Source organism: Sphingobacterium sp. NPDC055346 (assembly GCF_053645235.1).
In genome coordinates this window covers 181,108-194,520 of the sequence record NZ_JBSHMI010000002.1, presented here as the reverse complement: position 1 = coordinate 194,520, position 13,413 = coordinate 181,108, and the positions used below count along the sequence as shown (strand labels likewise).

At 32.1% G+C, this 13,413-nt stretch carries 8 protein-coding genes; all 8 read right to left on the bottom strand.

Going from position 1 to position 13,413, the window contains the following annotated elements; translation table 11 throughout:
- Nucleotides 1–201 precede the first annotated feature (201 nt).
- Nucleotides 202–696 (bottom strand): hypothetical protein, encoded by a 495-nt coding sequence (locus tag ACWICE_RS05120; RefSeq protein WP_139185418.1) that lies wholly within the window; start codon nucleotides 694–696, stop codon nucleotides 202–204.
- A gap of 759 nt (nucleotides 697–1,455) precedes the next feature.
- Nucleotides 1,456–1,836 (bottom strand): response regulator, encoded by a 381-nt coding sequence (locus ACWICE_RS05115; RefSeq protein WP_093095662.1) that lies wholly within the window; start codon nucleotides 1,834–1,836, stop codon nucleotides 1,456–1,458.
- A complete protein-coding gene (locus ACWICE_RS05110) occupies nucleotides 1,829–2,806 on the bottom strand; it encodes a histidine kinase dimerization/phospho-acceptor domain-containing protein (RefSeq protein WP_313258366.1) in 978 nt (325 codons plus the stop codon). The genes ACWICE_RS05115 and ACWICE_RS05110 overlap by 8 nt, the downstream gene beginning before the upstream one ends.
- A gap of 194 nt (nucleotides 2,807–3,000) precedes the next feature.
- Nucleotides 3,001–3,351, bottom strand: coding sequence for a response regulator (locus ACWICE_RS05105; RefSeq protein WP_093095659.1), 351 nt, complete (start codon nucleotides 3,349–3,351; stop codon nucleotides 3,001–3,003).
- Nucleotides 3,352–4,013: 662 nt separating this feature from the next.
- Nucleotides 4,014–4,835: a helix-turn-helix domain-containing protein gene (locus tag ACWICE_RS05100; protein ID WP_454297809.1), complete on the bottom strand. Its 822-nt coding sequence runs from the start codon at nucleotides 4,833–4,835 to the stop codon at nucleotides 4,014–4,016.
- 864 nt (nucleotides 4,836–5,699) lie between these two features.
- Nucleotides 5,700–6,203: an RNA polymerase sigma factor gene (locus tag ACWICE_RS05095; RefSeq protein WP_093095656.1), complete on the bottom strand. Its 504-nt coding sequence runs from the start codon at nucleotides 6,201–6,203 to the stop codon at nucleotides 5,700–5,702.
- 3,564 nt (nucleotides 6,204–9,767) lie between these two features.
- Nucleotides 9,768–11,459: a PepSY-associated TM helix domain-containing protein gene (locus tag ACWICE_RS05090; RefSeq protein ID WP_454297808.1), complete on the bottom strand. Its 1,692-nt coding sequence runs from the start codon at nucleotides 11,457–11,459 to the stop codon at nucleotides 9,768–9,770.
- A gap of 711 nt (nucleotides 11,460–12,170) precedes the next feature.
- Nucleotides 12,171–13,391, bottom strand: coding sequence for a DUF4374 domain-containing protein (locus ACWICE_RS05085; RefSeq protein ID WP_313516294.1), 1,221 nt, complete (start codon nucleotides 13,389–13,391; stop codon nucleotides 12,171–12,173).
- Nucleotides 13,392–13,413 lie beyond the last annotated feature (22 nt).

The window sequence follows — 13,413 nt, the reverse complement described above, 5'->3', positions numbered from 1 at the left end:
AGGTTGAACAATTCCGGATCTATTGGATAGCGACCCTAATTCAAAAAACCCAGACTCAATTAAAGAGCCTGGGAGGTACTAATTATGTTTCCAAGGATAGAATAAAATGTTAAGTGTCTTCAAAAAAGGCAAGGGGATTAGGAATTAAAACATTCTCCTAATGCAAAAGCTCCCTGTTACTAGAAATCAAACAGCAACTTATCAATTGGCGTAAATTCCGGTTTTGTCCAGATAAATTTCTTTTCTTCCATTTTGGAAAACCTCATTAATTGGAACGAAAACATCAATAAGATCCTCTCGATAACCTTCCAATAATAATTCTATACTTTCTGGACTAACCTTATACATCGTATAAATTGCATCATTGTCCAGAAAACTGATGTCAGATTTGAGCATGTTGACCTGAAAACTATTAAATAATTCATTTGCTGAATCCCTATCAACTTTGACAAGGTTTTGTGCTGCAAGATCATACCTCTCCATTTCTTTCTCTAATTTATCAGCATATTTTTCTGTTAGATATTTTAAATACAAATTTCTATCCCCACTTCGCAAAGCTTCATTTCTATAAGCAATTTTCTCCGGTGAGATTTCAAACTCGTATAGTTCAGGACGTTCTTTATAATGAAAATATTCGTTAAAAATTTTCAATCTTTCATCTAAGGTCATATGTTTTTCATTAATTTCTTGCTGCAAATTAAATAATATTAAATCAATATTATTGAAAATTATAGGATTGGAATAAGAAAACTTAATGAATTGTTCAAATTGGATCCCAAGAACCCATATAATCATTCATTTCGCTTTGATTAATGGTTGGTTTTCATTACAGAAGATTGGACGTTACTATATATAACGAAAGAATGGGGATGATTTTTTAGCGTTAATTTCCCGCTATCTGTGATCGATAATAATTTTGATTTCTACTAATTCCATGCATCAGCGTTTATTAAAAGTTATTAGTCTATATTTCATTTTAATAAATATTTATGATTTAACAAACTGTAGCCCAAATTGAAACTCTAAATAAAAATTTGACTTATCTTTTATTTCAATAAGCGTTCAATATTCTTATTCTAGGGTTAGGTTAAATATGAACCGCTTTAAAAAAAAGTCAGTTTGACCTTTTCCCATTTCAATGGTTTCTGGTAATTTATAAAATTTAGATAGAGTAAGATCAAGCACTTTAAAGTTACTACATAGTACCAGAAAAATGGAGTGATGATTTTTAGCATTTCAACAAAACTATAAGAATGCGTAAAATATCAATCAACTATCAGCTAGGTAGTCAACCGAAGGCCCCTCAATAAATATTATGTTATTTCTCAAACGACACTGGACTCTTAAAGATTCATGGAAATCAAAAATAAGGCAAAATCCCCCATAAAACCTCCATTTGAAATTAAAAATAATTTGCCCCCATATGACTTATTTTATCAACAACATTTACTATTCCTAACCCAGAAAGGTTCTCAATCTTTCCAATTCATTGAGCCTTACAGGTTTTGTTAAATACTCCAGGACCATTCCATTTTCCATGGCCATTTTCCTATCCGATGGACTTAGGGACGAACTGACCATAATTACAGAAACCCTTTTGCATAATCTATGCCTTTTAAGCCCTTCCATCACTTCCCATCCATCCATGATCGGCATCATGATGTCCAAGAAAACAAGGTAGCTATGGTCATGGTCTTGTTGAAGGTCTAACCAGTTTAGGAACTCTGACCCATTGAGAAATTTTTCGAAAACATTTCCCATCTTTAGGTATTCCAACATCTTTTCCAAGAGAAAGGATGAGATTTTGTCGTCATCAACCAAAATGATCCTAAACATCTTTCTCTCCTTTTTGCTCTTCTCGATCAACTATCTGACGTATTATCCTATCCAGTTCATTTGCTGAATCTAATAAAGCATCAAGTAAAAATTCGGATCGCTGATCATGGCTACCTTCTCTCCTGAGGTGTTCAGCCAGGCCGATGATGCGGGCAAGGGGAGCCCTAAGTTCATGGTTATGGAGAAAGTACATTTCCTTTAGTATATTTTGGTCCTCATGCTGCTTGGTAACATCTATTGCAGTACCATGGATACCGATGCACGCGTCACCCAAATGATCTGGTTTTCCCACCACCTTAAGCCGCCTCAATTTTCCACTCCGGGTCCTTACGGAAACAAAAGTCTTAAGTATCCTCTTGTTTCTAATTGCTTCAAAGAGCTGTGCCATGAATAAAACTTCATCGTCAGCATGGAGATAAAATTGTTTCACGTTTTCAAAATTTGGCATAAACTCTTTTCCTGTCTCAAACAGCTCATTCATACCAACCGACCATTTGATTGTTCGTTTCTCGATATTGATCCACCAATTTCCAAACCTTACGTCAAACTGCGCCTCGCTCAGGAGTCTCCTGTCTATAACATAGTCAGTTACATCAATTAATGAACGAACAATAACCAATACTTCTCCATCCTGATCAAAAACAGGGAAATGGGTTATTTCGAAGTATTTCACATTTTCAATTGATGTCTTCTTTTCATGGGGATCTAACCAGGTCTTAATTCCCCTGGAAACAAACCGTTTCTCCTTGAGGACTTCATCAAAAAGTGTTTCCCATTCCAATTCGTCAATAAATTCTGAAATAGGGAATACAGAAAAAAAACCTTTTGAAATCACATGCTCACTATTAAGATCGACCAAGTCGAGGTACGCCTCATTGGCGTCAATGATGGTGAATTCAGGTACATTGGGAAGAATGATCACGCAGGGCACTCCCAGCCATTTGAACAAGTTCGAATACTCAAAATTCAATATATTGCTTAGTTATGTTAATGGATATATATCTTAAAAAATCATTAGAAAGCATATCTTCTAAAACTAAGGAAAACAATTCCTAAGGAAGTTCCTCCAAGCCTTATTTGTAAATTAATATTGATAAAACCGCTATTTGAACGCGACAAAAAAATATTTACAAATAATAATCAACAAAAATTAAACCTCTGTGGTTAAAAAGGCAAAGCAGCCATAAAATCGCAGATATCAAAGGGTTTTTCAATAAATGCATTGGCTCCCGCTAACATGGATGCTTCTTTTCCATTGTGCGATGCCGAAATACCGAGAACAAATACATTGTTTAAAATTTCAGATTTCCGGATTAATCTTATTAATTCAGAACCCGAGACAATTGGCATCTCAATGTCACAAATTAGAACATCAGGACGGATAGTAAGCATTCTCTCCAATGCCCTTGTACTATCCAATTCAGCGATTAACTCAGCTCCTGTCACCGAAAGAACATCCATAATAGCATTAAGGACATGAATATTGTCCTCACAGATAAATATTTTCTTGTTCATATCCGTATGAATAATAAAAAATAAAATGACGCATGGCGATTATTTGTTATCATATATGCACCTAATAATTAATTATAGTTTTTGAAGTATTTATCAATTTTACTTTTCTAAACCATCAATCGCGTAAATTAGTTAAATCGCAAATTAACCATTACCTAATAACTATTGATAATAACAAATTGCTTAAATCAAAATCTGCGTCAAAAATTACTTTTCAAGTAAACAAAATTAAATTGCTTATCAATGTATTTATATTCAATTTTCCAGAATAGTTAATTGATTTTCCGAAATCTGTACGCCCTAAGAGTCTTTTCATGAGCTCGGGAATTCAATTTGAGATTTTTTGTAAGATCCGCAATATAAACTTTTAACCTCTATCAAATCATATAAGCCCCTTAATTACCTTAACTAGAAAATACTTTACTTCTCTAAATACCTAATTGATTTCAAGATAACATTGCAATTTCATTTGAGAATTGTCGACAATTAGACCTAAATTATTTCACCTATTAATAGAAGATGAAAAGTTAGGTGGCATTTTTCATACAAAATTTTGGCCAGAACGGGATGTTAAAGCCAATTAAAATAAGTATTTAGAAAAACAATAAACATATTTCACATAAAAATTATGATATCGTAAAATAAATCTATCAGGCTAGATTTTATAAATGGGGCTCGTCTCCTAGCATCCATTTTCTATATGTAGAAGGTGGATTTCCATATATTTTTTTAAAGTACATGCAGAATCCGTTGGGTGAGATGAAACCCAATTTCTGCGAAATTTCCTTAATAGATAATAATGGATCTTCGAGCATTTTTTTTCCTAGATCCATGATAAATCCATCTATTATTTCTTTAGGAGTACAATTAAGGACTTTTTTCGTAACGGATGACAATGTCCTTACGGTAATGTTAAGAGACTCTGCATAGAAATGAATTCCTTTATGCCTTGTTGAGTGGAGAGAAACGAGTTTTTTAAATTTATCGGCAATATTTACGTACGTCACTGAGACCATATTGACTTCAGTATCGTCCATCCTCCAACTTTTTTGCTTTTCAAATGTATGCTTCAAATGAAGAACGTTGTTTTTTAATAGGTTAGATATAATCAAATACCTGGATTCCTCATCACTTCGCTGATAGGTTTTGATCATATCATTCATAGCCCTTAAGTGTTGGAACTCCTTTTTGGATATTCGGAAATAATGGACATCACTTTCCCTGCCTTTAAAAATCGCTTCTATATGACTGTCTTGGAATAATGCAATATCAAAAAAGAAATACTCGGAAATAGGACAGATACTTTCCCTTTCAAGAATGGGTGGACAAAAGATCCTAGAGTCGAGCACATATTGGGACGGAGCAGTTTCCAAAATTTTTGAAACCTCAAGAATATCATATGTAAGGAAAGTAGCTAGATTACTGTCCTCCATTTCAATCAGGTCTTTTCCATTTACCAGAAAACATAGGTTCTTTTTACTCATAAACAGGCTAAACTTAATTGCTAACAAAAATTTAACCAAAATTGATCTTTAATATAAAAGTCCAGTCAATCCTCCGTATAACATATCACCAAGACATGATAACCTTACCAATAGTTTGAATAGATTTCTAAGTTGAAAAATAGAATGCAGTTAAGATTTTTAATTGATTATGGGGTTTAAAATTTATCCAACATTAAAAATTGCACCAGGATATTATCATGGAATTAGAATTTTATTTAGATTTATTATAAGCATTTTTTAAGTAGGACAATATTAAGATATTTTAAAAGAATGAACCTGGACGTATGGCTCAAAAAATTAAATAATCAATAAACCCAAATTGATAATGGTTATTAGTTTTGGAAATCAACTATGACTTGAGCAATTAAATAACGTCAAACATTTGCTGAGATTTAAAGAATCCGACCTAAATTGAAATCATATTAAATGAAATCAGAAATTTATATGTTTAGGCTTGGCTATTTGACTATAGAAGTATAAACTATGGTTATGTTTAGATATAGCTAATTACACTACCAGAGTTCTTTTAAAGAAAATCCAAAACCATTTCATTAAAAATGCTGTTTTCTTTAGAAATAATGATGTATTTGACTCCAATGCCACCTAAAACCCCAAAAATAGGTGGCATTTTTTATAGAACTTGCACATGGTGTTAGTTTTTTTTATTCCTAGTCCCATAAATTAAGATAAATATATAATCGTAAGGTTTTGTCTGATTTATGCGATATGGCAGAAATATTAAATTTCAATCCAATGAGAAACTATTAATTTAGTTAAACCAAATTATCAAAAATTATAGAGACATACCTGCAGCGACCTATTTTCCGTCTTGACTAAGTGATATTAAGTTTGCCTGTAACTTTTTAACCTCTGCTTCAAAAGTTTCCGTGCAGTGTGTATTCGAGTCTTTATAGTTCCTTCCGGCAATCCTAGGTGGTCGGCGATTTCATAGTATTTATACCCTTCAAAAAACATCATAAATGGTATGTAGTGTTTTTCTGGAATCGATCTTAAAACCAAATTCAAATCTTCTCTCATAAAATTATCTAAGCATTTGTTATTGCTTTGTTGCTTTAATGTTTCTCCAATAGATTGAACTTTTGACAAGTAATTTTTTTCTAAAACCTTTTTTCGACACCCATTAATAAAAATGTTCTTCATAATAGTATAAACCCACCCTAACAGGTTAGTATTCTTTTCAAAGCTATCCTGGTATTTCAAAACTTTAATCAAGGTTTCCTGGAGTAGATCTTCAGCTTCTTCTTGATCTTTGGTAAATTTGTTCGCATATTGTAATAGGGTGTCTGTATGAATCAACACCTCATTTTTAATAAAATTTTTGTTCATGATAAAAAAGATTATTTAAACCTGATGCAAAACATCCCTTGACAGGGATGGTTTTGATTATTCAACACTAAAATTAAACTGCACGTACAAATTCCAGTCAAAAAAAGTTTTTAAAGGTTGTATTGTAAATACTTTTGCAATCTATGTGCCAAAAGAAAAAACCTGCAGTTCAATCCCTTCTTAAGCTTTGATAATATGAATAACATTATTCATATTATCATTTGTTAACAGAGAATATTGCCAAGGAAGAAAGAGGGTAAAATGAGCAATCTTATTAACTTGATAAACGATTATCCCTTCAATGATAAAAAAAGGTATGAAACAAGTCTGATTTTGATATTGGTCGAAGTTAGGAATTAAGACGATTATTATTAATTGACCACTTAATTTTTTTAATAATTAGACCGTGGGCAAATTCCACCACCAGGGTAAATAAAAGATCGCTAGAGGATAGAGTCAAAAAACAAGCAGGAAATGGAGTAATCATGGCACTTTCCTAAGCTTCAAATAAATCTCCCTGGACAAAATTTTATCCGATTTTAGAGTACTTACCCTATCAAATTACACCTTACACAAGTATTGAAAATACTTGTATCAACAATTTTTTGTTCAGGAATTCCCGAATTCCAATTATAAACTTCGTTACCCTAAATAAATAGATTTAGTATTTCCCGTTTTTCAATGAATTATTAACAATATTAAGGAAATAGTAGCCATTGGACTACACGGTTAAAATACTATTTAGGCTTGTATAGAGTATTCTCTTATCTTTCTTAAATTAATAAAGTTTGAATTCACTATAAACATAATTTAGTAACTCTTTGAAACTCCATCCCAAATGGTGTGTTTCAAGGTTTCTTCAGCCCAACAATGGTCCAGGTGTTGGGCTTCTTTGTATATTTTTATTAACTTTAATGACTTAATCGTTTATCTGATTAAGCTCTGTTTCGACCCAATGGATAGGAACTCCATTGGGTTTTGTTATTTATTTCCTATATTTAATAACGTTAATTATATTATAATTGTTGGGAAACCAATAGCGTCCCCTGCTGTTGGTTTCTTTATTTGAATAATAATTTATATCTCATATTTTCTTTGATAATATATGATTCTTAAAATGCAAGCATAATGTTATGCTAACTTACAATAGATCTGATTATCTTAATTCATTGAAAACCTTCCATCATTTTTTTTCTGATACCTTTAAATGACATTCATATTTGTAGTTTATTGTAAGTCATGCCCAATGGAACAGGGTGATCCATTGGGTTGAAATTTGTTATATGTCTCCTTGCCATTTCCCCAAGGTTTTTTATCTTTGAAAAAGATAAGGCAGATAATATGCCGATATTCGGTTTGAATTCCCAGTGGAGAGGGAAAACCACTGGGTTTTTTATTTTATGTTGATACCTCTCAAATGTCGAGCTCTTAATCACCTTACCCTCTGCTCTTTATGAACACAATCGTTTTCACCAAGTAGCCTCATGATACTGTCCAATAATTTAAAGCGTATATTATTTCATAATGGAATTAGTAGGCTTAATTTTATGATTAAGCTAGGACTCATCTTAATATGATCATAGTACTTTTCTTATTTCATTTATTTGCCTTATCTTACTTCCATATAAGATTATTCCATAGTCTCATAAGTACCAGAATTGTTTTTATTAACCCAATAGATATATTTCTATTGGGTTTTTGTAATTTATCTACATCTTTTTCATTTAATCCCCCATCAATTGATAAGATTTAACTAGAAACATTTTCAATAGTTAGAAACTTAACAACCCTTCACCTACAATAGGACATTTTGAAAGTATATTTTTTGCATCTAGATAGTGGCAAAAACCCCAGATTATCATATTGAAATTTGAAAATAAAAATACTTTTTAATATTAATGGAGTAATGGAAAAGATTGGATTTGAACTTATTTCACATGCCAAAAATTTCATAGGTAAATTTCCCTTGAACAGATTAAATGATCCTTGTACATTCAAAAAGATTTTTTAAACAGGAACTATTACCATTGATACCATATTTAAGTATTTCTTTAAGAATGTTTATATTGACCGCTAGTTAATGCTTGGTAGCTCCTATCGCAGGAAAAATCCAAAAAATATCCCAAAAGCTTATGAGATGCAAGATGATTACCTGATTTTTAAATGATTTTTCGGTTTGATTTAATTAACCCAATTATACACATATTCCTCTTAAATCCTCATATAGTTTAAAACTTAAATTGAAATTGGTGAAAACCTATATGTACACTCAATTTATTAATTTTGACAAAAAAAGTATGATTCCTAATCGATCTGATCAATTCTTAAAATTGTTCAAGCCTTGTTATGTCTATTTCTGTACTGTTTCTTAAAATACACTTCAATTTGGGGATTCAGTTGATTTAAATTATCTTTTTATACAAGTTTAAGGTTTATAAAAAAAAATGGAAAAACTATAAAAACCAAATAAATCAATAAAAATTCATCTGATTGCTCAATTTTAGAAATATCATGAGACGTTAAGGTTAATACCTCTTTTCCTTCGGGAGTAAAGGAATCGAATTCTTCAAATTATTTGCGATATATTGAGAATTTCTCTAGATTAAAACGTGATGATTTATTACAGTCGCCAACAATCTCACTCATATAAAATCAAAAAAGAAATATGTGGAAATCCTTCTCACCATTTACTCTTGGAAAAATATGTAAAAGAAATATCCTATCCCATTTATGGACCTTATAATTTACAGATCACAAAATAGACTCCTTCTTTATCATAAAATTTCATCGCTCTAAATTCTGTATACCGAGAAATATCATGAATCATTTCCTCAAGAAGAATAGAGTTAACATTTGAGTTAATTTCTACCGGTCTAAATTTAAAATTTCTTTCCTCGTATCTTGTTTTGTAAAAATCATTAAGGAAATCTATTTTTTGTTTCTTTGAACCATTTACAAACATCTCAGTATATTTTGATGCAATTTTATAAAATAATTATCGATTTTTACTTCGTTAACAATTACTTAATGTACTGATGTTTAAACATGTAACCTAGATTGTTGATTATCAATATTATTATTTTTCAATTAAATCACTTTAAAAAAATCACGTAAGCTACACTTTATCATCAAGAGATAAAAACTCGAATTTTCTAAAACCTATTTGGATTTCAGATTGTTATATCTATTAAATTAATTTTAAATAAGCAGTACAAAATCACATATTAGCCCAATCAATTTCCCCGGCTAGATCATAGAGCTGGGGCTGCCATAGGTTGTTTAAAAACAATTTTACTGCTTTTTTATTCCTAGAAATAGTCAAATTCCTCAAATCCAAATTTAACCCGAAAATTGGTAAGGATAATATTCTATTATCTTTTTTAGTAGTTTCATTAAAATCCCTAAAAAAATATCATAACAGAATTCTAGCAAAAGCTGGCAATAAGCATATATTAAATTTTGGATTCTCAATTAACTTTTTTAGCTGTTTTAATTGTAGGAGAATGGAATTTCGAGCGCAAGTTATTAGCTAATAATCTGTAAGGTAAAAATAGTTTTTTTGCCTTATTTTGCCTTCCGACTTAAATTGTATTGAACTGGATGCGAAACATCTCCAACCCTTTTCGAGGACAGTAAATACATGAATACAGATAAACTTACTATTCCCAACAATAACCATAGAAAATCTACAATGAACAAATCCATCTTTCCACTTATGAAATTATCCCAAAACCAACATCCGGTTTTTATTCCATTAACAATGGGTACTAGTATGGCTGCGACAGCCCCTAGAAACAAGGTTTCTCTATTCGTCCGGTTCAAATTCCTGCGAATGATATAGTATAGAGAAATTATTAGCCACGATCGAAAATAAAATGCATATATAAATTCCTGTGTAACAGGAGAGGCTATTTTTATGGCAATAAAAGTAAAAGCCGTGACAGGCAGCATACTCAAACAAATGGACAAAAATACATTAGCGGCCCAAAAATTAAATTTTCTCTTCCTTGGGATCACATTATTTTTATCCCGGGCTACTAACCATATCAATATCCCGGATACTATCACTAAGCACCCCAAGACACCCAATATAAAATAGACAGCTTTTACAGGATATCCTCCAAAATCCCCAAAATGTAAACGATAAATCAAACTACGGACTCGATTGATGTAGTTAACATCTGTATATGGAGATTTTTCTTCCAAAACCTTATTATTGAGAACCTGAATAGCCAGAATGCCTGAGCCAGCAAAACTCCGGTTATAATGCGGTTCAACCTCAATTACTAGGTACATATTTTCATCTCCAAAATTCTTGATGCTTATACGTTTATATTCACTCAGGGGCCATTTTTTCTTGGCTTTTTCCAAATAATCCGACAGCCTAAACTCTTTTTCCAATTTTTTATAGCTGTATTCTAATGGATAAGTATGGATGGTTTCTAAATCCTCATACAATTTATCGGTTTTCTCTTCATATAAAACGTTGGCAAAAGGGGTAATTAATACTGTATTTATGATCAAAACCACCCCAGTAACCGCAAACATGAATTGATAAGGAAATCCAATCACGCCCAAAGCTGTATGCATATCTGTCCAAACTGTTTTCCATTTATTAAACGGACGGAAAACAAAAAAATTTGAGACAACTTTATCCCAATGGAGCAATAATCCAGTGATTAGAGCAAATAGAAATAGGAAAGATGTAATTCCAGCGATTAAATATCCAAAAGGAGCTATTCCCACTCGAATAGGGACCTCATTTAATTGAGCCAAAAAATGTAGGCGATACAGGAATTCGCCCATATCATAGTTTGCCGAATAGTCACCGGTTTTATTATGTATAAAATCATGATTTAAATACTTACTATCATCATCTCCCCCACGGCCGCGCCTTCCTTTGCCTTTACTAGCTCCTTCCGGTTTCTTCGCTTGTGCAGCTAAGTTTTCCTTATTAATAATTGTATCCTTAGATGCACTAAAATTAACATATCCCTTTGCCCCATTTTTTTGAAGATAAAAGATAATATCTCTACCTTGTAAATTGTAACCATTGGAAACAGAATCTAAAAAACCACTGTATTGCTGAGCTTCAACTTTTTGATTATAAAGACTGATATTGTTTTGCCAGGCTGAAATTTCCTTTTTGAAAAATGAAAATGAACCTGCAAAAAAAATAACATACAAGAGAGCACAGATGATTATTCCTGAAATGGTGTGTGTATTAAAATAGATATTATAGTTTCTAATTTTCATTTTGAGATTTACTTGATTAAAAATGGAAGATAAAATAGTGTTGCTAGCAGAAGATATAGAAACCATATTTTCCAACCATTTTTAGCTAAAAAAGCAATTAAAAGTAACGTGGCCCACAATATGTAACCTGTAATGCCTGCTGTAACAATGACATTCTTCTTCTCAAAGAGATAAGTCAAAAACAAATGAAAGCTAATCATCACTAAGTATCCACCAATAAATCCGGCGGAAATTTTTAGAAACCGTTGGAACGGACTACTTAAATATTTTTTATTTGCTGGCATGGCTTTATTGTGATGATATATAGGTAAAGGTTAGTTCAAGAATAAGGCAAAAAATAATTAGAAAAAGCACATGTTTATACTTAATGTATTGATAAGGAAAAAGCAAGACTACTAAACTGAGTAGTCCCATACAATAAATTATCCAGGCAAAAATACCCGCCCCAATACCTTGTAGACAAACAATGAATAGTAGACTAAAAATCGTTAGTATTGTGCATATAATTTGAGCTCTCCTCCTATTGGATACTATTTTTTCGAGCCATGCTGTACGCCTAGGAAACTTTACCTTTTTACTCGTATTAAACCAAATAAAAGCGGCAACTAAGATCATTCCTAAAATAATGCTATACATAATTGATAGAGAATAATATTGCCCATCTATAAATTTTAGTCCTTACAGATAGGCAATAAATGGTTGATAATTAGCTTAATTTAAATGTTCTATTGCGGTTAATGTACCACCTTCAATTTTTAGACCTTGTGTTGCTGTTGCTGAATTTACATCCACTTTATATACATAACCTATTCCAGAAGTTAAGTTCACACCGACATAGCCAAATCGGCCAGCTCTATCTGAATAATTATTATCTGTAATTCCCTTAACATCTGTAGTCTTTGGTAATCCGGTAACTGCTTTCCAAGTTTTTGCAGATACATCAAGAACACCAATAATATTTCCTATATTGTATGCACCTTTAGCTTCTTTAGTATTTGAAAAAGTAATGAACTTGTTATTCCCAACATATAACCAGTTAGTAATATTTAATCCGCCGGATAGCTCTTCGAAATTGATATAAAATGATTTGTCAAATTCTGTACTTCCTGAATTAATTCTCGTTACTGCCGAAGGTTTTGTACTGTTCATAGTAGCATTTGTTCCCATAGATGTTGCTACAGATGCAGAGAACGCATATATATCTCCATTTTCTACAAGTTCCAAACCATCCGTAAAATACCTTCCAATAAAGCTTGTTCTATCATCTTTAATAATCTTCTCAAGCTTCATGCTTGGATAGGAATAAACTGCTACCCAAGCCTGATTAGGATAATCAGTTCCAAAGGTCGCTGAACAACATCCCTTTACAGAAAAATAAGGAGCGTAGACCTTTGAACCTACTTGCTTAATCCAACTGAAGAAAGCAAGTTCACCATTGTTATTTAACTCCGCTGTATTGATATTCCCTTGGCTGGAAATGTTGAGCGTGTTTGTATTAAACTGATACCAGTTCGTTACTGGATTAGTAATACTTCTTGAAATCTTCATCATCAAGATATCATCATTTACTGGAGCAAATGCTTGTACTGTTTCCGTGACCGAGTTTGCTAGCTTGGTCAGATTACCATCCAGGATATTGTAAACCGTAACAGCTCCAGGATTCCCTTGTCCATAAAGCATACTAAAAAACTTGTTGTTATGCGTAACATAGTATCTATAGGTTCCGTCTTGCTCAACTCCTCTGCCTGCAGTGGATACCTTGCCGGTATCTAAACTACTTGTTGTAAGTAGATAATCTGCAACACCAGTTTCTGCAACAGGTGTCACAGCAACAATAAAATTACCCTTCGCCGCAGGTTCTGTTTTATCCTTTGTACAAGCAACAATGGTACTTAGTGTAAAGGCCGTGAATAATAAATTTTTAATTTTCATGTGGAATTATTTTTTAATTAGA